The organism is Paenibacillus sp. V4I9, assembly GCF_030817295.1.
In the GTDB taxonomy this organism is placed as follows: Bacteria; Bacillota; Bacilli; order Paenibacillales; family NBRC-103111; genus Paenibacillus_E.
Window position 1 is genome coordinate 4,709,175 of record NZ_JAUSZE010000001.1, and the last position, 21,136, is coordinate 4,730,310.

Here is a 21,136-nt window from a genome sequence, read left to right on the forward strand (position 1 = left end):
AAACAATCATTATGGTAGCGCAGAACAAAAACAAAGGCTTAGGTATTGTCATCGCCGGGCTATTGCTGGGTATCCTAATGGCTGCCATGGATAATACCATTGTAGCCACAGCCATGGGCACCATCATCGGTGAATTAGGCGGATTGGATAAATTCGTTTGGGTCACTTCGGCCTATATGGTGGCGGAAATGGCCGGCATGCCGATATTCGGCAAACTATCCGATATGTATGGACGCAAAAAGTTTTTCATCTTTGGTGTTATCGTGTTCATGCTTGGTTCTATTCTTTGTGGAACAGCAAGTTCGATTATAGAGCTCAGTGTCTATCGCGCAATTCAAGGTATCGGCGGCGGCGCCATGCTGCCGGTTGCTTTCACGATTATGTTCGATGCCGTTCCGATAGAGAGCCGCGGTAAACTTGGTGGATTGTTCGGAGCTGTATTCGGCATGTCTAGCATATTCGGACCACTTCTTGGCGCTTACATCACAGATTATGTGAACTGGAAATGGGTATTTTACATTAACCTGCCTCTTGGTTTGATCTCCCTTGTTTTTGTTGCTTTCTTCTATCGCGAATCCGTTGAACATTCTAAACAGAGGATCGATTGGTGGGGCGCTTTTACACTTGTTGGTGCCATCGTCTCCCTCATGTTCGCTCTCGAATTAGGCGGCAAGGAATACGCTTGGGATTCAGCGTTTATCCTTGGTTTATTCGCTCTGTTTGCGGTATTGACAATCATCTTCGTCTTCGTAGAGCGTCGCGCTGCCGAACCTATTATCTCTTTTGCGATGTTCAAAAATCGTTTGTATGCATCAAGCAATGCCGTTGCCATTTTTAGCGGCGCAGCTTTTATCACAGCATCTGTCTATATCCCCATTTTCATTCAAGGTGTCTTAGGCGGGTCCGCAACCAATTCTGGCTTAGTTCTTCTGCCTATGATGTTAGGCTCCGTTGTAACGGCAACAGGCGGCGGTTTCTTAATGAATAAAATGAGTTATCGAGCGATTATGATTCCAACGACCTTCCTCCTTATTGTCGGAACGGCTCTCTTGACTACGTTATCGCCAGAATCCTCTCGTTGGCTTGTCACGATCTACATGATTATTATCGGACTTGGTATCGGTGCTTCCTTCTCGGTATTAAGTAATGCAGCCATTCATCTGTTTGATGTACGGCAGCGTGGTTCAGCCTCCTCAACACTGAACTTCCTCCGCTCCTTGGGGATGACGCTGGGTATCACCGTATTCGGAATTGTTCAGAGTCATGCTTTTACTCGAAAATTGACGGATGTCTTTGCAGGTCAAGGTCAAACGGGAGCTGCAATACCAACTGGAGACTCGCATACGCTGCTTGATCCCGCGAAACGAATGGAGATTCCTGCGCCAGTTCTAGAGAAAATCACAACCGCATTATCGTCTTCCATCGTTCTCACCTTTGCTTGGACTATACTTCCTGCTGTTCTTGCCTTCGTTTGTGCCATCGCGATGAGCAAAGAGAAGCTGGATCCAACACAAGAAACCGAAGCAGCTATGTCACATTAAGACAAAAAGAGTGCCACTCCAACTACAGCAAACCTGTAGATGAAGTGGCACTTTTCATTTGAAATAAATCACTTAAATTCCTTTAAACGTGAATGAATACGCATAGGTACGATTGGCATACAGGGTGAACTCTGGGTGTGTTCTTGCCCCCCAGCTGTCATCCCCGCCGACGCCCATCTGCTTATAATTCACCCGCAGCACGACTTTGTCGCTAGCAGGCAGCTTATACGTATGGTCATGAGCTTCCAACTCGGAAGGTAAATAAGGCAGAGCATTCAATTCAACGGTAGGAAGTCCTGTAATGCGAAGTCCTCGCCCGTTCGAATCTGTCAACGTCGCCCAGCGCACATCCGTTTTATTGCCGCATTCCTGCGGGCGTAAGTACGGTACGAACTGTTCCTCAACCGTACCGCTGTGAATAGCCAGTTTAGCGCCAACTGCGCGATCCCAGTAGTTCTCATGTGGACCACGTCCGTACCAGCTAAGCTGCTGGAAGGAACGGTCTAGCTCGAAGAGTACGCCGACTTCCGGAATCTCCGGCAGATTCACACCCGGAACAAGCGCCATATGAACCTCCACCTCGCCATTGGAGGAAACCGTATACGTCAATTTCACCGTGGAAACAGGCGCTGTCGCAAGCTCGAAGTAAACATGAACTTCCGCACGGCCATCCAATGTGGACTTCACCTGGAGCGATTGCAGCTTTCTTCCGCTTCCTGCTGCTTGCCATGGCGCACAACGGATGTGGTGCTGATTGCCTCGGTCGTTGTCCGTGTAGGCACGCCAGAAATTAGGTGCCGGACCTGTCAGGAACAGCTCACTGCCTTCGTACACATAAGATGTGATATCACCGGTCACTAAGCTAAACGTAAGCGAGAAGTTAGAGCCTTTTAGTGCAATAGTTTCTGCAGTTTTTGCAATTTCAACGGCTTGAGACTCCGAAACCGCCGCGGCGATTTCTGCCTGCACAACCAAATCAGTAAGAGCACCTGTTTTACGGTTAGGCAGCAGGAACTGCTCCCAAGCGATCTCATGCCCTTTTTGCGCCCATAACGTATCTTCCTTCAGTTGAAGTGAAATGGTCAGAACGAACTCGTCTTTCGGGAAGGTCACTTCCAAAGCATCCACAGCGATTTCAATCTCAGCCGTTTCGCCAGGTTTTACAGCAAATGATCCACGCTTGGCGTCCCCAACCGCAATTCCGTTACGCTCAACGGTCCATACCCAATCAAACTCGCTTAAATCCGTGAACAAGAATTCATTTTTCACCGAAACTCGGCCTTGAGTCAGGTCCAGAGCTGCAAGCTTCACATTCTGATAAACCTTCTTCACTTCAAAGAGCTTAGGCGATACGGAGCGGTCTGCGAAAATAATCCCGTTGCCGCAGAAGTTGCCGTCATTCGGTGTATCCCCGAAATCGCCGCCGTACGCTTGATACGTTACCCCGTCCGGAGTTGTTGTACGAATGGATTGATCGATCCAGTCCCAGATAAAGCCGCCTTGCAGCACTGGATACTTCTCGAACAGCTCCCAATATTTAAACAGGTTGCCGCATGAATTCCCCATAGCATGACTATACTCACAAAGAATAAATGGCTTCTTAGGGTTACTTTTTGCATAGGCTTCTACGCCTTCAATTTTGGTATACATTTGACTTTCCATATCCGAAGCTGCCTCTGAAGCACCGCGGCAGTTGGCTACACCCTCGTAATGAACGACGCGGGAAGGATCCGCTTCACGAAGGAAATCATGCATTTTAACAAAGTTGTCTCCGCCCCATGACTCATTCCCAAGCGACCAGATCACGATAGAAGCATGGTTCTTGTCTCTTTGCATCATGGAATTGGCGCGGTCCAGAACCGCTTCAGTCCATTCCGGCTTGCTGCCCGGAACCGTATCCCCTTCATCGTCTTCCAACTGGCCATAGCGCCATGAGCCATGCGTTTCCAGATTCGTTTCATCAATCACGTACAACCCGTACTGATCACACAACTCATACCAGTGCGTGTTGTTCGGATAGTGAGAAGTACGAACAGCATTAATGTTATATTGCTTCATCAGCAGGATATCGGCAAGCATACTCTCTTTATCCACAGAACGACCGCGGTCTGCATCAAATTCATGGCGGTTTACGCCTTTGAATACGATACGCTCGCCATTGATTTTCATTAAGCCGTCATGAATCTCAAACTTGCGGAAGCCAACTTTACAGCTTTCTGTTTCAAGCAAAGCGCCATTCTCGTCTTTCAAGCTCAATACCAGCGTGTACAGATTTGGTTTTTCAGCGCTCCATAGGGCTGGCTTAGCTACCTTAACTGATAATTTTACATCTTGCTTCTCCTTACCGCTTACTTGAATTTGAGCGGAAAGCGGCGCAGCCCAGAGAGGCTTCTGTTCAGCATCATACAGAACAGCTTCCATTCGGCGGGTCCCTGTGCCGAGACCATCGTAGTTCGTTACTTTCGCTTGAATATGCAAATCCGCATGTTTAAAGTCAGCGCCCAGATCGGTCAACACTTTGAAATCGGCAATGTGCGTGATCGGCGTGCTATACATATAAACATCACGGAAAATACCGCTTAACCGCCAGAAATCTTGATCCTCCAGCCAGCTCGCATCACTCCAACGGTAAACCTCTACAGCAAGCTTATTCTCCCCCTCTACCAAGTAGGGTGTAATATCAAAATCCGCAGGTGTAAACGAATCCTGGCTGAAGCCCACCAAATCGCCGTTTACCCACACGTAAAAAGCGGACTCAACCCCTTGAAAGCTCAGGTATACGGGTTGAGCTGCCCATGCTGCCGGAACCGTAAAGCTGCGGGAATAGGAGCCCACAGGGTTATACTTTACCGGAGCAAATGGAGGCTTCAAATCTTCATGCCCCACCCAAGGATAGATGACATTCGTGTATTGTGGAAAATCGAACCCTTGCAGCTGCCAATGGGAAGGCACCGCGATGTCCGCCCAACTGCTGCAATCATAGTCGCTCTTGTAGAACTCTTGCGGACGGCCTTGCGCATTCTCAGCAAAATGAAACTTCCAGGTTCCATTCAATGATTGGTAAGAGTCGGACGCTTCACGAACTCCTGCTAGTGCCTCATCTTCGGACTTGTAAGGCATTAACGTAGCATGTGCTTCCATTCGATTCAATTGAAAAATCTGAGGATTATTGTTCCATTCCGGGTATCCGTTTACGGGCGGTGTATATATGAATTTTTTAGCCATCTCTTGAATTCCTCGCTTCTATAGGTTGTATAAATTTCTTCAACTATCTTCTTATTGTACAAGACAATAATTTCTTTTAAAATATAAGATAATACGCATCATATATTAAAAAATGAAAGAGTTGACACTCTGAGCGATGGCTACCGATTACAGAAAATTTTTCCTTATTACAGAAACGGATCGGAAGCTTCCTCTCATCCTGGAAACAGTCGGTTACGAAAATGAGCAGCAATTTTACAAACGGGAAGAAGGATATCCCTGCTTCCATTGGCTCCAAACGATTGAGGGCAGCGGAGAGATCATCCTCGAAAGCAGATCTGTCAAGCTAAGTGAGAATCAAGGCATGCTCCTGTCTGCGGGCGTCCCCCATGAATATAACATCACGGCCGCCAAATGGTCGACGTGGTATTTAACCTTCGATGGCGCACTCGCTGCCTCCATTGTATATGCCTTAGAGATACCGTTATCCACATCAATTAGCTGGGGTATGGAAACTCCTCTCGCCAATATTCATGAATACTATTACGAAAAGTACCGCTACAGCCATGACTTCACAGGTATGAATGGTTCACTAGAAATATATCAATTCCTGACTCTGCTCAAAAAGCACGGCAACGTAAATAAAAGCGCATCCTTTTCCCAAAGTCACGAACGCTTGCTACCGTTATTGTTAGAGCTGGAGCATAGCTTCGCATCTTCCGACGTAGGGCTTGGATGGATGTCTCAGCTGCTTGGCATAAGCTCTCAACATGTCAATACATTGTTCCGCAAAGCATTTGGCCTCTCTCCTTACCAATACTTACTGCAGCTGCGTTTACAGAAATCCAAGGAATTGCTGATTGCCCAGCCTAATCAAACGGTGAAACAAATCGCTGACGCGACCGGATTCCTCGACGCTTCGCACTTCATCTCGACATTTCGCAAATCCGTCGGTTTGACGCCCGAAGTTTTCAGAAATCAATACAACAAAAAGAACCAATCAGAAGATTTCCGTTAGTTCGCCTGGCTGCTTGACAACGTTTTCGTTTCAAAAAAGGCTTATGATGGTTATATATGGGTAAAATGATTGGGGGCTAATGATGAGCAGCTTACAACTCGATATACATCGTTTCTTCGAGCAGATGGTTCAGTTCTCTCCTCATGGGATTGCCTGTTTATCCTTAAACGGGTCCCTACTGAAAGTGAATCCAGCTTATTGCTCGATTCTTGGGTACACAGAAGATGAGCTTGAGAAGCTTAACATTCGTGAAATCACCTTTCCTGATGATTGGCTCCCCTACACCGATCAAGTTCAAAACTTGTTAGCTCGTCTTGCTTCTTCTTTTACCATGGATATCCGATATTTGCATAAGAATGGCGACATCATCTGGACTTCCGTTCAACTCACATTCGTTTGCGATACTCAAAACGGGCCTCCTCTGTATGGTATCGTTCATATGACGGATATTTCACAGCTCAAGTCCATTGAACAAAAGCTTCAAGAATCTATTGATCGCTATACACCTCTGAAAATGCATACTCATGATGCTGTCATTTCTCTTGATTTGGACGGAATTATTGTTAATGGCAATACGCGGGCACAGGAGTTGTTAGGTTTCTACAACAATGAATTCGTAGGAATGCCTTTTTCCAGATTTGTTGGCAAAAACAATGTGAAACAAATCCTTAGCGATTCCCTATTCGATGCTTCCATGGAGAAGAAGATTGATCATATTTGTCAAATCAATGGTCAAATCGTTGAAGTACTGACGACGATTGCTCCCATCATCATGAACGAAATGATTGTTGGGTTCTATATCATTGCCAAGGACATGACCGAACAGAAGAAATTAATGATTGAGAAGGAAACAGCTGAGAATACGAATAATGCGAAGAGTGAATTTCTGGCGATGATGAGTCATGAAATTCGGACGCCGATGAATGGCGTTATCGGAATGACAGACCTTTTGCTGCAAACGACAACGTTAGACGATGAACAAAAAGAGTACGTAGAGATTATTCATAAGAGCGGTGAAACGCTGCTTCGTATCATTAATGACATTTTAGACTTCTCCAAAATCGAATCCGGTAAAACTGAATTTCACGAAATCCCTTTCAATATCCGAGATACGATCTCTGAAACGTTTCATATTTTATCGACCAAAGCGGATGAAAAGCAATTATCCACAACTTTTACAGTAGATCCCAACGTCCCGCACTCCTTAGTGGGTGATTCTGAACGGTTGAAGCAGGTACTTATTAATTTGGTTGGCAATGCCATCAAGTTTACACCATTCGGCGGAATCTCCGTACATGTCAATAAACGCATACAAGAAGATCACATCATCCAACTAGAATTCATTGTAAAAGATAGCGGAATCGGCATTCCAGCTGATAAAAGAAGCTATATCTTCGAGCCTTTCAATCAAGTCGATCATGTCATGACACGCAAATACGAGGGTACTGGGCTTGGTTTAGCTATTTCAAAAAAGCTGGTCCGACTTATGGGAGGCGATATTTGGGTAGAGCCTGCCGACGCCCCAGGTACTACGATCATTTTCACCCTTTGTCTCAAAGAGGATCATCATTCTGATGAATATCAGGCTAATACGAATGAAGGTATAGCGCATGCTTCCTTGCACATACTTATCGCCGAAGACAACATCATTAATCAATTCGTTTTAATTAAAATGTTGGAGAAGCAGGGTCATATCATTAAAGTTGCTGCTAACGGGGAAGAAGCAGTGAAGACCGCTTTAAGGGACCGTTTTGATATTATATTTATGGATCTCCAAATGCCAATCATTAACGGATTTGATGCAACCGCAATGATTAGACAATCACTCCCGCCAGAACGATGTCCCATGATCGTCGCTGTAACTGCGAACGCCTTAAAAGAAGATCGCGAAAGCTGCCTCGCTGCAGGTATGGATGATTATTTGAGCAAACCGATCAAAAATAAGTCTCTTCTCGATATTATCGAGACCTATATGAAGAACAAACACCTTTCAGCTAAACGAAGTGGGGAATCCAAGTGATTTGAAATTGCATATCCGTATATTGTTGTACGTTGTACAACAATAAGCAAGCAAATCCACCTTTCCTATGGGATTGTTGCAGAGAATACAAGAATTCCAGGCAAAAGCAGCCCATTAGCCTATTAAATGACTGAATTGTTGTACAACATACAACATCTTCAGCTTGCCCAGAGCAAATCAAGGAAAATTGTTGTACGTTGTACAACTCCAAACGTGTAAAAAAACCGCAGCGGCGGTTTGAAAGATCTCCCCTTAGAATAGTCATTGGAAAAAAACCAGGGTTAATCCGATGGCTTCATATGATGGGCAGTATCGTTTTAAAAACCTTGAGATATCGGAAGATAAACACGAAAAGTTGATCTTTCGCCGAGAATACTTTCCACTTCCATGAGGCCATCGTGTCTCTCAATGATTTTCTGCACCGTGGCAAGCCCTAGACCTGTACCCTCGTAGGCTTTGGCATTATCCAGCCGTTTGAAGGGAGTGAAAATTGTCGGGATATCCTCTTTTTTCATACCAATACCATTATCTTCGATTTGAATGACAAAGGTGTCTGGTTCATTTCCTTCCCATAAGGAAATCTGAATAATCGGCGATTGTTCCTTCCTACGATACTTCAGTCCGTTTGCGATAATATTTTGAAATAGCTGATACATTTGCGTCGCATCCGCTTGAATAATTGGAAGCCTGTCTTGTATGAGGATTTGCCCTTCATTTTGTTCGATCGTGCTGCTTAGGTCCGAAATCACATTCGTGACGACTTCATTCAAATCAACATTTCCAAAAGTAACCGATTTCGCGTTTAATTGGGCATACGAGAGCAAATCGGTGATCAAGTGGTTCATCCGCTCAGCGGTCGCTGAAATTCGGTTCATATATTCTTTACCTTTTGGGGTCATATCGGCACTATGTCTAGCTATAAGAAGCTCGCTCAACCCTGTAATCACATTCAGCGGATTTTTCAGATCATGCGAAACGACCTGTGCGAACTCCCTTAAGCTCTCATTGCTGCGTTTAAGCTCCGATTGAATCGCTTCAAGCTCTTTATTTCTTCGGTTGAGTTCTAGAAATATTTTTACTTTGCTGAGCAGAATATCGGCATTGACAGGCTTGAACAAGTAATCCACAGCACCGCTCTCATATCCTTTGAATACGCTCTGATCCTCTTTATTACTGGCTGTTACAAAAATGATAGGAATATGCTTCGTTTCCTTATTACTTCGCAGCAGCTCCGCAAGCTCAAAACCATCCATTTCCGGCATATTCACATCAAGTAAAATAAGTGCAAAGTCATGGCGCAGGGTATATGATAAGGCTTCATTGCCTGATTGGACGACATATACATCACAATGGAGCACTTGCAAAATTTTCTGCATAGCGAATAAATTTTCTTTCCGATCATCAACGACTAAAATTTTTGGCGCTTGATGCCTATTTTTAGCATGCCCACTAGCTGCTGTACACTTGCAACGCCTTGTGCAAGCCCCGTCAAACGGGCTAACTGCGTTTTTAACCAGAATTACCGCTCATTTTCAGCAGTTGTTTCTTTTAAAGAGGTCAGCATTCGAATTAATGCCACACTCAGCTGATCTTGATCTGATCGGGGAACAATCGTCTGCTCATATTCACCTAAAGAGATGCGATCTGCCTGAGTAATGACTTCTTTAAAGCTAGCTACCATATGATTGAAGGCTTCCATCAGCTCGCCAAATTCATCCTTCGATTGAAAATCCAGATGAATATCTGTGACTCCGGTCAGAATGAGTTCCGTAGATCTTTTTAGCAGCCGGATTTGAGATAAAAGCATTCTGGAAATCAAAACGATTACCAAAAACGAGAGAATTAAAATAATGATGTTAAATATGGCCACACCAATCAAGGATTGCGTGGTACTCTTCTTGATTACTTCCATGCTTTGAATTAATTCTGCCGAAAGTCCATCCTCAATCTCTTTAAGAAGATCTACTTCTTGTGTCGCTACGTTGTACCATTGCTGCGAATCCACCCCGAGAGCTTTCCCAGGTTCCGTTTCTATAACTAGCCGTACGAGACGATCGACCTCGTTAACGGCTTGTCCTTTCACCGTTTTCTGATAGAGTTGTTGTGCTGCCTCTGATGCGAGTAATTTGGACTCCTTATAATAAAGCAATTGTTCGTTCTCTAATACACTGATCTGTTCAATATCATTTAAATCCGCACGATTGGCGGAAAAAACATGAAATAATAATGCACGCTCCCTACTCACTGCAAACTTACTTTTGGAAAATAGAATATAGGAATTAAGCATGTTTGAAATTTGTTTATTCGAGCTTATTTCGTTCGCGTTTTGCATCATATCAAAGAGACTGTTAATCGTATCCATATAAAAGGAAAGTGTCTCATTCTCATTGGCTTTCCCCTGATCAAGTTGTGTCCTAAGAATCACAAATTGGTCTAGCTTACTTACCGCATTATTGACATTTTTCTTAAACTTATCACCCAAAACGGATGTGTTCAGTGACTTTAATTGCTCCCGAAATGCACTTGTCTTCTCTTCGGTAAATTTACGTTGATCAACTAGTTGACGCGTAACCGTTTTATCTTCAAAGTAACCAGATAAAAGGCTGCGCTCTTTCTGAACCTCATGAATCAGATCATTGATGTAGATTTCCGTTGAAACCAGTGTCTGCAGCCTGTTCAATTCTGAAAGCTCTTTCACTTTTCCATAAATGGCATTGGAGGAGAAATATAACAACCCCAACATTGGAAGTACAATCATAAAGATCAGCTTATAATTATTTTAGCGTTCCGAATCCATTGCATGCGGCAAGCCCTCTCTTTGGTCGAGTCTATGTATCATGTTTAGGTGTATATATTCTGCAAATTACGACAAACCCCCTCTTTTTTGAGCGCAGAAGGAACAATATTGTGCTTGCAAAAGCATAGACAAAAAGGACAGAACGATTGGGATCGTCTGTCCTTGGTAGATTCAACTATTGCCGAAAAAACTAGTGGTTCGGAATAAATTCACTATGAATTTCGATCAGTTTTTGGACGAATATCTCAAAATCATTTTTACTAGAAGAAAATTTGAAATCGGTTACACCAGTGTTGAAATCAATAACCGTTAAAGCCACACGATTGAGTGGATATTCAGGAATTGGCTCAGAGGCAAGAGAAATACTTTTGAAAGGGTAAATGGATGTTTCACCGTAGAAACGAAGCACAGTTAAATGATCATCTCTTAACTCCAACGATATTTGTTGATCTGAATCAGTGAAACTCTTCAGTGTACTCATCATTTATCAATCCTCCTCTTGTCCTCTATTTTACTATCAAATGAAGAGATAAAGAAGCCCAAAACGAAAAATTTTCCTGACTCTACCCTGTTTCAATGCACAATTTATCGGGTAAATGAGCAATAGGGCTGAAAGCCGCTCTACAAATGCTACGGAGGTGCAACACATGACTACAACGATTTTACTATCCGAAAGATCAGGTCCTGTAAAGAAACTGCGGGCTGAGGGGCATATTCCTGCTGTGGTGTATAGCTCACGTATGGATTCCGAACATGTCACTGTCCCGGAAAAAGAAATCCGCGCATCACTGAAACGCAATCCGCGTGCCATCCTGAATGTTACCCTGCCGTCCAAAACCAAACAGCCGGTAATCGTCCATCAAGTCCAGAAGGATTGCCTGACGGGTCAATTGCTGCATATTGACTTTCTTCAAATTAATATGAAAGAACAGCTTGATACATCGATTGCCGTCCATTTCACCGGGGAAGCTAAAGGCACCAAGGAAGGCGGTATTCTCCAAATAGAAACACATGAGGTCATGATCCGCTGTATGCCGAACAAGCTGCCGGAACATCTCGCCATTGATATTAGTAAGCTAAATATCGGCGAACATATAACCATTGCTGATCTTAAAGTTCCCAAGCATGTTGAAGTGTTAAGTGATCCAGAGACCATTCTGGTCACCATTCTGGTCACCATACTTGGCATGCAGAAGCTTGTTGATGCGGTTGAACCAACTGCAGAACAGGCGGATGAAGCTGCCCTGTCTAAGGCTTAACGTGTTTGCCACACTGACACAGGAATAATAAAACCGGCTCTATACGCAGCTTATGCGGAAGAGTCGGTTTTTAGTTTCCCTTTTAGCCCTATTTTTTAAAAGGCAATTCGATTTCCACCGTAGTACCCTGATTAATTTTGCTTTGAATTAACAATTTGCCTCCATGTCCTTCGATTATCCGTTTGCAAACCATAAGCCCTAAACCAGTACCATTCACTTTTGTCGTATAAAAAGGCTCCCCCAACTGGGACAACCTCTCTCCAGAAATGCCTACACCTTGATCTTCGATGCGGATCACCACACCTTGATTGGTTGGATTTCGGATAGCAATTTGAATTAATCCCCCATTAGGCATAGACTCGATTGCATTCTTTAAAATATTAATTAAAACCTGTTTGATTTGATCTGGGTTGCAATAAATGGCTGGTATGTCTGGATCCATGTCAATATGTATTTGAACGTTATAGAGATGAGCATGAGGTTGCAGAAAACCAACCACACTTTTGACAAGTCCAAGTGACGTACTCTCCATATAACAATTCAGATGCGGTTTCGCCAGAGTCATAAATTCATTGACAACATAGTTAATATGTTCTAATTCTTCCAACATGACATCAACGTAATCGGCATTTTTAGCCTTTAGTAATTTTACAAAACCTTTCAAGGAGGTTAAAGGATTACGTATATCATGTGCGATTCCAGCTGCCAATTGACCGATGAGTGACAGTTTTTCTGATCTAATAATGGCTTCTTCAGACTTTTTGCGCTCAGTGAGATCACGTATCACGGTCTGTACGACAGGAAAACCCATGTTTTTGTCCACATAAATGGATGATATTTCGGCATCAAAAAAAGTTCCATCTAACTTTCGCAGCTTAATCTCCATAAACTCCGTGTAAGAATCGGACTCCATCACCAACTGAAGCCGCTCCAAAATAAAATCTTTATCACTCAAACAGAGAAAATCATATATTTGTTTTCCCTTAAAGTCATCTGAAGAAGTACCACAAAAAAGTTTACAACAGGCATCATTCACGAACTGGACGACACCTTCCTTATGAAGAACAATTGGTTCTGGATTGAGTTTAATCAACCTTCTAAATTGTTTTTCTCTTTCTAAAAGCTCCTCATCCGCTCTTTTCTTTTCACTGATGTCCCTTTCCACACCAATGAACCCAATAACAATTCCTTCCGTATCTTTCATGGGTGAAACCGTAACATTCGCATAAAATGTAGAGCCATCTTTTCTTAGTTTTAACGCTTCGAAATCCGAACATTGCCCCCCATCTATTAAAGACTGATATAACCGAAGAGCATCTTCCTTATATTTATCTGGAGTCATCGGCAATACTTGCCCGATCACTTCTTCTCTTGTCCAGCCATGTAATTCTTCGAACTTCTTATTCACTTCTAACACTTTACCATTAACATCAACGATGACAATTCCGTCTGAGGTTAAATTCATAAAGGAATCAATTAGATGTTCTTTCAAATTCAAGCGTAAACATCCCCTTATTTCAAACAAGTGATTGTAGCTTATTCGTCTCTAATGGAAAAAACCCTCTATTAAAGTTGGGATTTTCAAAAAATTATTAATATTATGAATTACTTTTTCTAGCTTCAACGGTTACAAAAATGTTTCCTAAATGTTTATTTATTTCAATTATTTCTAAATCTTCTTGTTTCAGTAATTGAATTGTATCTCTATTCAAATGACACCCATCACAAGCTCTCTTCCATATCGGTGACAGGAGATCTTGTAACTTTCCCAATAGGCTATTTTCATGACGAACATGCTCGAATAATAAAATGGTTCCATCAGGCTTACAAACTCTACTAATTTCTCTAATCGCTTCTACTGGGTTTGGTATCGTACATAAAACAAGTGTCCCAACTACAGTATCAAACGAATGATCCGCAAATGACAATTGCTCAGCATTTCCTTCAATTACATGGATAGGAGTTTTGGCTGAGGAAGCTCGCTCAAACGAGGTCTTCCTTAGAACTGGATTCGGTTCAATTGCTGTTACAGTTACGTCCTTATAGAAGCTGAAATTAATTCCTGTTCCGCATCCGATTTCCAACACTTGACCCTTTGCTTTGTTTATTAACTCAGAGCGAATATCTATAAATCTTCTAGTCTCCAAGGGTTTCATTAATCTATCATAATTATTAACAAACCAATTACTACTGATAGATATCTACTCCTTCCAGCCCATATTACACCTATTGAAGCGATAGTCTTTCGCGCTTATCTCCGCGGGAGTGCTCAGCTAAGCTCGGTTTCAATGCTTATCTCTCATTTTGATATTCTTGTTGGACCCCATATCCCAGAAGAACTCCACTATCTCCAACTAGCTCCTAGTCACAGACAAAGATTGACAGAAAAAATAATCAGTAATACTATAATGGGATTGAAGAAATATTCATTTTTCATACACAAAAACATTCTAAGACCATCCCATAGCCTTGCTGATTAAAATAGACAAGTATGAGAATATGGTGTAGCGGAAGGAGGACAACATTGTCTGAGAATCACGAATATGCAGAAACTTTAAACGGCAGGAATCCCCTCAGTCTCCAATCCGACTGCGAGAATTGCTTCGGCTTGTGCTGTGTCGCACTGCCCTACGCAGCTTCGTCAGACTTCGCGAACGACAAAGACGCCGGCCAGCCCTGCCCTAACCTGCAATCGGACTTCCGCTGCGGCGTGCACACTAACCTCAGGCAGCTGGGCTTTAGAGGTTGTACGGTTTATGACTGCTTCGGCGCGGGGCAAAAGGTTTCCCATGTCACCTTCGGCGGAAACGACTGGCGTCAAGTTCCAGGTTCCGCAAAGCAAATGTTCGAGGTATTCCCGATCATGCGTCAACTCCATGAGCTGCTCTGGTATCTGACTGAAGCGCTGACGCTGCAGGCATCCCTTTCTATCCACGGTGAACTCACCTTAGCGCTCGACAAAACGGAACGCCTCACTCACCTTAGTAGCGACTCTCTCATGGAACTGGACGTGGCAGCACACCGAGCCGATGTCAATGTACTGCTTTTACGGACGAGCGAGCTCGTGCGGGCCGAAGCCCTGCGCAAGCAGAAAAAACCCGCTGGACGTCAGAAGACCTACGGTCAAGGAGCCGACCTCATCGGGGCCAATCTCAAAGGCGCCGACCTCAGAGGCGCTAATTTGAGAGGGGCTTACCTTATTGCAGCTAACCTCAGAGGTGCCGATCTGAGAGTGGCTGACCTCATCGGGGCTGATTTCCGGGACGCTAATCTTAGCGGTGCCAACCTCACCGACAGTATCTTTCTCACCCAAGCCCAACTCAACGCGGCGAAGGGCGATGGCGATACCAAGTTGCCACCGTCGCTCACCCGACCAACGCACTGGTCCACTTTCTAGAGCATAGAGCATTATATAATGAGGTCAGCCAGTTTTATGGGTTGATCTCTTTTTATTTAGCCATCCAGTGTGGCACTCGCTAGTCCATTTCCATGCCCGCCCTACACTATATTCTATTTCGGTTTAATTTGTTGAAATACCTTTTTCAAAACTAATCTCCCATTACTTCAATTATAATCAACAGCCCGCCGCAGCAGCCTGATCAATGAGTACACTCTTGTATTCCGTTATGCTATAATTTCAGAAAAATAAGATAAGGGAGTACTAGATGACTACTTTAATAGATAAAATTGCATGGATATACGTTGCTGATGGTCAAATATTAGGCGCTCGTTCCAAAGGAAAAGATACCTATTATTTACCTGGAGGAAAAAGGGAACCCGATGAAACCGATATCGATACTCTTTTACGAGAAATAGAAGAGGAATTATCCGTTCGAATAAAGCCAGAAACCGTCTTGCATTTTGGAACGTTTGAAGCTCAAGCCCATGGTAAAGCGGAAGGTATGCAAGTGAAAATGACTTGTTATACGGCGGATTTTGAAGGAGAGCTGAGTCCAGCTTCTGAAATAGATGAATTGGTCTGGCTAACCTATCACGACCGGGACCGTGTATCCCCTGTTTGCCAAATCATTTTTGACAAATTAAATGAGATGAAGTTACTTTCATAATCACTTAATCTGAGTTGATTTGACTCGGTAACATGTAATAAGGAAGGGTGTTGGTTGTTGATTTTGTTGTTGATGGCAGCTATAGTGTCACTGGTCTTTCTAAATATTGGCCACATGTTCGTGAAAAAGTAAGGAGCTGCCCGCGGCAGCTCCTTACTTTTATTCATCTAAATTCCCTGCTAGCATTGTCTAATCAGTGCACAATCTTTTTTAATAAATCTTCTACTTTAGCTTGCATGGATCGTATCGTTGTTTTCCTATATTGAATACCAAGCCGGAGTACCTTCAATTGCTGTCTTCGAGAAAGTCTTCGAAATCGGGGCTCCCTTTTCAGAAAAGTACGAATGATAGACCAGCTGTTGACTGCAATCCGATCTGGTGAGATTTCAGGAATATCATAAGGTAGTGGTCGTTTCCTGAAGCGATTAATCCATGTCCCTACACTTGCAGAGATCTTACTTTCATCTACAAGACAAATAGCAGAACTTTTTTTTGTATGCTTTTTGAGGAAATCGAAATGATGATGTCCGCCCAGGATGACGTAGCCACCTTCTTTTCTGCTTTTACGCACAATCAACAGATGCATTAGATCTTGTGCAACTTTTTTAAACTCCTTATTTTTTAGTGAGGTCTTAGCATTGATACTTTCCGGCTTAATCTTACTTAGAGGTAGATATTGCACTGTATATCTCAACTGTACCCCTCCTCGTCACACCGTTGTTTAATGTAGTCTATTCTAAGTGTATTCTGTTAGTGCTGCGGTGTGAACTCCCGCTCATAAATGTCGCTTCAGACACTTCTGGATGAGTGTATCATCCTCGTAGTCATCATTAACAATGCAAAAAAACAGCTCTCCTTAGGAGTAGCTGCCCTTCTTTCACTGCTATTCGTGATAATCCTACTGTCAATCCGTTTTGTGACCGTAAATTTGCAAATCATGAATGGACCAATAATTCCCTGCTTTCACTGTCTGGACAATCTTTACGTATCGCGTAATTTGTGGATTGAAGTTGATTTCTAGTACGCTTGTGCCAACACCCGATACGACTGAAGATCCCCAATTGAAGCCGTCCGTAGATACGTATACCTCGTACTTTCTTGGATAATCATTCGGTGAGTTCTCACTCCTCAGCACAATCTTGTTGATTGTAAACGAGTTCTTCAAATCAATTTGATAAAATTGCCCAGGTGCTTGAGCTGTCCCTGTATCCCAGCGCGTATAAGGACTGCCATCAATCGCACCTTGAGGTTTGCCAGAACTGCTGGTTACTCCCCATTCTGCCCGGTTCAGGGCAACTACATCGGTAGTCGTCACCGTTGCCGATTGTGAAATCTCTTTTGTGCCTGATACTCTGATCTGATACATGTATTTGTTTCCTATCAACGTATCCACATCGACAAAACTAGTATTTGGCACTTGTTCAGCGATCACCTCGTAGCTGCCCTCAGCCGTACCTATTTTTCGTAAAACATCGTAACTATGTGCTCCTTCAGATTCTTTCCAACTAAGCTCTATCGCATGATTCTCTATAGGCTTAGCCTGAATCCACGTAGGTGCAATCGGTTTTACCCCATCTGTCCGCGACAGGATATACTGTACAGCTTCGCCTGGAAGCAGCGTTTCCTTGAATTCAAGCTCAGGGGCTGCTTGCAGTCCTGTCAAATACGTACGAGCTGATTCATAGGTATCACCCGCTCCGAATCTTTCTCCCTCGTACATAGCAGCTTCAGGCATGGTTACTTTGGCATGTATCGTTTGCGTACTCGTCCCAAAATTTACGAAGTTAAGCAGAATTTTGTCCGACTTCGCTCCAGATCCTGGCAGTGCAGGCAATGTCGATGTATCCACACCGCGAAAATAAACAAGCTTATCAGCCAACTCAGACTTGTTGGTAAGTTCGTAAACTAGCGGTTTCCCATGCGTGGCATAGGCTAGATTCAACCTGCGCATAATCCCAACTCGTGTATCTTTATCCGTTAAATTCTTATGAATCTTCATTTGTGCTGGGTTTTGTGTATTCAAATCAATCCCCGACTCAAACAAGGCATATTGCGGATAAAACGCTGCATGCTGCATAAACATATCGGCATAACCGATATGAGCCCTCATAATACGATCGAAGACCGCCGAATGGGGCTGCGTAGCACCAAATTCTTTAGGATCCATATGGCTATCCGAAGTTCCATACTCCGTATTCAACATTAGCTTCTTAAGGCCATCCTCTGACCCTCCGAATGTTTGCAGATTTTCTAAGAAGCTTCCGTCCTTATTATCGGAATACGAAGTTCCGTAAGCATGTCCATTCGTTAAATCCGTCAACTCTTCTAGCTCCATTCGCTGCTCCGAATCATCTTCCCACCCGTCAGGATCCCCACATTTAAACATGCCGTACGAGATTTGATTTCTACATGATCTAATGTTGTACTTAGGTGCATATGCCCAGCCCGGAGCCACTGTTTTCACATGAGGTGCAAGCTCAGGAAGATGGGTTTTTAACCACTTCGCAATAGCTAGATTCACCCCTTTGGAGCGATTGAACAAGCCTGGTTCATTATCAATCTCATAGTATTGAAACATGGACCCATACTGCTTCACATAGTCCAATAATTTATTCTCTGCATCTGCTGGCAGTGTGCCATCCTCTTTCAGCTTAATATTTCCTGTATGCAGATGAAGGGCTACTGCCCCAGTATTGTAATCACGCAGAGTTTCGTAATAAGACTTGATCGACGAACACCCCTGTTTCACATCTGTCGCACAATCTACCCTCATCACATTGCCGCTGTAGGCGATTCCTAGCCATTTCAATACATAAGGAAGGTGCCTAACTGCTCCCTGATCATAGTAGAATGACAGATTGCTTACCTTCGTACCGGATTCCACATATCTCCCATGAATCGGTTCTCCGGCAGGTGAAGACAGCGCATCAAGGGCTAGGTAATCCCATTTCCACCAGAGAAATTTATTCTCATCTTCCGTACAATACAAACAGCCTACGGTTGACAGCTTCAATTCGTTATTTCCCAGCTGCAGCTGCTCCTTAGGAATATAAAGCTCATATAATTTCTTGTACGGGTAGGTGCTTGTTGTCCCTCCGACTCCAGCAATCTGGATGATGCCAGAAAGCATCTTGTTGGAGAAAACCGCCATCTGAGGAATGGCTTTATGAGCATCCAGAATTCTAACTCGGAAATGAACACCATATTCGGGTATTTCAGCTAACGAGAAGTTGATCGTAAAGGTAGGATTCAAGGATTTATTAAGACCTTGAGGCACCGTGTCCCAAGCATCCGTTTGCTTCAAGTCAGGCGTTACGGTGAAGCTGCTCTGTCCTGTGCTCTCTTTTCCAAATTCCAAATAGGAATCGTTCTGATTGCCCAACATCCATATTTGATTACCAATCTGATTGGAAACTGTCATCACTTTTGCAAAATCTGTTTTTGCCGATGCACCATAGTTATTCGAAGCCGAGGTCAGGATCAGTAAGATCAACAAGGCAGTTGGTACAATCACATATCTCATCATGTTAGATACCTCTCAACCATCAAGGAAGTAATAGGACACTCGCGGGAATAATTTCTTTCACTTGGGACGGACTCGTCCACATGACTTTGGCAACAGCACCATTCGTATTATCATAATATTCAACTTTCAAATCAACAGGCACGCCAGCGGTTAGTGCAATGGTTCCAGATCGTTCCACCCAGCTTTGATTAAACCAACTATCAATAACCAACACGCCATTCACCCAAACTCGGATGCCATCGTCACTTAGCGTAGAAATCTTATAGGTTTCCGTATATTTGGGCTTGAGTTTACCCGTCCATCTCACGGAAAACGTATCTGCTTGCATAGAAGGAAAAGGAGCTGCTGTGGACCAATTGAAATCAATCTTGGCATCTTCCTTCATTTCCTTCAACGCGGTCAAATCCTTATTATCGTAATATTCCGCTCTTAACCCATATCTCTCATCCTGTAAGACAGGTTGTAAGACAGGTTGTGAGACAGGTACTTTAATAGGTTGAAGAGACTCTCTTGTCAGTAATTTGGAATTCTTATAGAAGGTTTCAATTTCTTGAAGGTTATTATTTTCGGCCAGCATTTTGCCCCATGTCATCAGATAGGCCCATTTGGGCTGCTCATTCAAAACAGTGCCACTAGGCAGCTCACCATTTTCTCCCACGGCAACAGGCTTACCATTCGCCAATTCAACAATTTTCGTGTAATAATCTGGATGGTAATCATTGTCATAGATATCAACGGCGAGAACATCCACCTTATTTTCTCCAGGATATGTGGCTGTATACGAGTCAGACCTCGCATTCGGTGCATTCGGACTCCAAACCCACAGCAAATTGTTCAACTTATGCACATTAACGAAGCGGTCGTACATGATATTCCATAATGCAGGGAAGTTGCTCTTCTTACCCCACCAGAACCAATTACCGTTCATTTCATGATACGGGCGCCATAAGACAGGAACACCTGCATCCCTAAGTTTCCCTAAGTACGCGGCTGCTTTGTCGAGATCTGCAAGCAATTGCGTGTACTGGGGAGTACCTGGCGTAACGTACTTATCAAAATCGGCTTGGCTCATTTCCTTCTGTACATTCGACCAGCAAAGGCATGTTCCGGGAATACTTTCATGAAATGATATCGTCACCAGACCGCCAGACTGATTCCACGCAATCGCACTATTTACCACCTTTTGTCTTTGATCTGCCAATTGACTTTCTGATTGATCCTTAATAGCACCGAATTCATAACCATGAAGACCCGGATATTTACCCGTCCAGCTTTTGACTTGATTCGTCCATTCATCCGGGCTTTCTAAATAATCATGCTGCCCGCTAATCATGCTTACACCCGAAATGGCATACAATTGCTGCAGTACTGCCTTAGCCTCGTACGTTGCTTGTGAGTTGATAGGAACAACTGACGCATTCGTTACGTTAGGGTGAAGCAAGAAATTCGGTGCTAGCAAAGAGAGTAGAAACAATAAGGAAACCACCTTCTTACGCACACCCACCTTTCCAAAAAAATCGATCATCATCTTTTCCTCCAGTATCGTAGATTGACACAATGAACCCTGATTTACGCTCCTTACAAGCGTGTTCATCCTGCTTAATCTACCATACAGGTCATATATTAGATTTATATAAGCATTATATAAATGTTTTGAAAGTTTTTCCAATTTCAGTTATGCTTTCAAACAAGGAATCGCCTTCC

At 43.5% G+C, this 21,136-nt stretch carries 15 protein-coding genes; 6 read left to right on the forward strand and 9 right to left on the reverse strand.

What is annotated here, in order from left to right:
* The first annotated feature begins 11 nt into the window (after positions 1–11).
* Positions 12–1,541 (forward strand): MDR family MFS transporter, encoded by a 1,530-nt coding sequence (locus tag QFZ81_RS22200; protein WP_307441401.1) that lies wholly within the window; start codon positions 12–14, stop codon positions 1,539–1,541.
* Positions 1,542–1,613: 72 nt separating this feature from the next.
* Here QFZ81_RS22200 and lacZ read toward each other — a convergent pair whose 3' ends face one another.
* Complete coding sequence (lacZ, locus tag QFZ81_RS22205) at positions 1,614–4,766, reverse strand: beta-galactosidase, LacZ type (RefSeq protein ID WP_307604736.1); 3,153 nt, start codon at positions 4,764–4,766, stop codon at positions 1,614–1,616.
* 136 nt (positions 4,767–4,902) lie between these two features.
* Between lacZ and QFZ81_RS22210 the strand changes: the two genes are divergently transcribed.
* Together QFZ81_RS22210 and QFZ81_RS22215 are read left to right on the forward strand one after the other, a co-directional pair.
* Positions 4,903–5,763 carry an AraC family transcriptional regulator gene (locus QFZ81_RS22210; RefSeq protein ID WP_307604738.1) on the forward strand — a complete coding sequence of 287 codons (861 nt, stop codon included), beginning with the start codon at positions 4,903–4,905 and terminating at the stop codon, positions 5,761–5,763.
* A gap of 82 nt (positions 5,764–5,845) precedes the next feature.
* Positions 5,846–7,783: a PAS domain-containing hybrid sensor histidine kinase/response regulator gene (locus QFZ81_RS22215; RefSeq protein ID WP_307604739.1), complete on the forward strand. Its 1,938-nt coding sequence runs from the start codon at positions 5,846–5,848 to the stop codon at positions 7,781–7,783.
* A 317-nt stretch (positions 7,784–8,100) separates the two neighbouring features.
* On the opposite strand, the gene QFZ81_RS22220 is transcribed toward QFZ81_RS22215, so the two are convergent.
* The 3 genes from QFZ81_RS22220 to QFZ81_RS22230 all read right to left on the reverse strand — a co-directional run bounded on the left by QFZ81_RS22220 (position 8,101) and on the right by QFZ81_RS22230 (position 11,064).
* Positions 8,101–9,198, reverse strand: a complete 1,098-nt coding sequence (locus tag QFZ81_RS22220) for a response regulator (RefSeq protein ID WP_307606995.1) — start codon at positions 9,196–9,198, stop codon at positions 8,101–8,103.
* A 104-nt stretch (positions 9,199–9,302) separates the two neighbouring features.
* Positions 9,303–10,526, reverse strand: coding sequence for a nitrate- and nitrite sensing domain-containing protein (locus QFZ81_RS22225; protein ID WP_307604741.1), 1,224 nt, complete (start codon positions 10,524–10,526; stop codon positions 9,303–9,305).
* A 244-nt stretch (positions 10,527–10,770) separates the two neighbouring features.
* Complete coding sequence (locus tag QFZ81_RS22230) at positions 10,771–11,064, reverse strand: hypothetical protein (RefSeq protein WP_307441388.1); 294 nt, start codon at positions 11,062–11,064, stop codon at positions 10,771–10,773.
* Positions 11,065–11,227: 163 nt separating this feature from the next.
* Between QFZ81_RS22230 and QFZ81_RS22235 the strand changes: the two genes are divergently transcribed.
* Positions 11,228–11,839, forward strand: coding sequence for a 50S ribosomal protein L25 (locus tag QFZ81_RS22235; protein WP_307604743.1), 612 nt, complete (start codon positions 11,228–11,230; stop codon positions 11,837–11,839).
* A gap of 88 nt (positions 11,840–11,927) precedes the next feature.
* Here the strand turns inward: QFZ81_RS22235 and QFZ81_RS22240 are convergent, their stop codons facing one another.
* Both QFZ81_RS22240 and QFZ81_RS22245 read right to left on the reverse strand, forming a co-directional pair.
* Entirely contained in the window at positions 11,928–13,337 is a 1,410-nt protein-coding gene (locus QFZ81_RS22240; protein ID WP_307604745.1) for a PAS domain-containing sensor histidine kinase, read from the reverse strand.
* A 100-nt stretch (positions 13,338–13,437) separates the two neighbouring features.
* Positions 13,438–13,995 carry a class I SAM-dependent methyltransferase gene (locus QFZ81_RS22245; protein WP_307441383.1) on the reverse strand — a complete coding sequence of 186 codons (558 nt, stop codon included), beginning with the start codon at positions 13,993–13,995 and terminating at the stop codon, positions 13,438–13,440.
* 368 nt (positions 13,996–14,363) lie between these two features.
* On the opposite strand from QFZ81_RS22245, the gene QFZ81_RS22250 reads away from it, so the two are divergent.
* Both QFZ81_RS22250 and QFZ81_RS22255 read left to right on the forward strand, forming a co-directional pair.
* Positions 14,364–15,236 (forward strand): pentapeptide repeat-containing protein, encoded by an 873-nt coding sequence (locus tag QFZ81_RS22250; RefSeq protein WP_307604747.1) that lies wholly within the window; start codon positions 14,364–14,366, stop codon positions 15,234–15,236.
* 268 nt (positions 15,237–15,504) lie between these two features.
* A complete protein-coding gene (locus QFZ81_RS22255; RefSeq protein WP_307604749.1) occupies positions 15,505–15,906 on the forward strand; it encodes an NUDIX hydrolase in 402 nt (133 codons plus the stop codon).
* A 193-nt stretch (positions 15,907–16,099) separates the two neighbouring features.
* On the opposite strand, the gene QFZ81_RS22260 is transcribed toward QFZ81_RS22255, so the two are convergent.
* From QFZ81_RS22260 to QFZ81_RS22270, 3 genes are all read right to left on the reverse strand, one after another.
* The gene (locus QFZ81_RS22260) at positions 16,100–16,600 is read right to left on the reverse strand and encodes a hypothetical protein (RefSeq protein WP_307604751.1); all 501 of its coding nucleotides are present in this window, start codon (positions 16,598–16,600) and stop codon (positions 16,100–16,102) included.
* Between the two features lie 210 nt (positions 16,601–16,810).
* The gene (locus tag QFZ81_RS22265) at positions 16,811–19,432 is read right to left on the reverse strand and encodes a discoidin domain-containing protein (RefSeq protein ID WP_307604753.1); all 2,622 of its coding nucleotides are present in this window, start codon (positions 19,430–19,432) and stop codon (positions 16,811–16,813) included.
* 19 nt (positions 19,433–19,451) lie between these two features.
* Positions 19,452–20,960, reverse strand: a complete 1,509-nt coding sequence (locus QFZ81_RS22270) for a glycosyl hydrolase (protein WP_307604755.1) — start codon at positions 20,958–20,960, stop codon at positions 19,452–19,454.
* Positions 20,961–21,136: the final 176 nt, after the last annotated feature.

Coding starts and splice junctions, on each gene's coding strand:
- QFZ81_RS22265 (WP_307604753.1), bottom strand. CDS start 19,432: ATGATGAGATATGTGATTGTACCAACTGCCTTGTTGATCTTACTGATC.
- QFZ81_RS22245 (WP_307441383.1), bottom strand. CDS start 13,995: ATGAAACCCTTGGAGACTAGAAGATTTATAGATATTCGCTCTGAGTTA.
- QFZ81_RS22255 (WP_307604749.1), top strand. CDS start 15,505: ATGACTACTTTAATAGATAAAATTGCATGGATATACGTTGCTGATGGT.
- QFZ81_RS22270 (WP_307604755.1), bottom strand. CDS start 20,960: ATGATGATCGATTTTTTTGGAAAGGTGGGTGTGCGTAAGAAGGTGGTT.
- QFZ81_RS22235 (WP_307604743.1), top strand. CDS start 11,228: ATGACTACAACGATTTTACTATCCGAAAGATCAGGTCCTGTAAAGAAA.
- lacZ (WP_307604736.1), bottom strand. CDS start 4,766: ATGGCTAAAAAATTCATATATACACCGCCCGTAAACGGATACCCGGAA.
- QFZ81_RS22230 (WP_307441388.1), bottom strand. CDS start 11,064: ATGATGAGTACACTGAAGAGTTTCACTGATTCAGATCAACAAATATCG.
- QFZ81_RS22210 (WP_307604738.1), top strand. CDS start 4,903: ATGGCTACCGATTACAGAAAATTTTTCCTTATTACAGAAACGGATCGG.
- QFZ81_RS22225 (WP_307604741.1), bottom strand. CDS start 10,526: ATGTTGGGGTTGTTATATTTCTCCTCCAATGCCATTTATGGAAAAGTG.
- QFZ81_RS22215 (WP_307604739.1), top strand. CDS start 5,846: ATGAGCAGCTTACAACTCGATATACATCGTTTCTTCGAGCAGATGGTT.
- QFZ81_RS22200 (WP_307441401.1), top strand. CDS start 12: ATGGTAGCGCAGAACAAAAACAAAGGCTTAGGTATTGTCATCGCCGGG.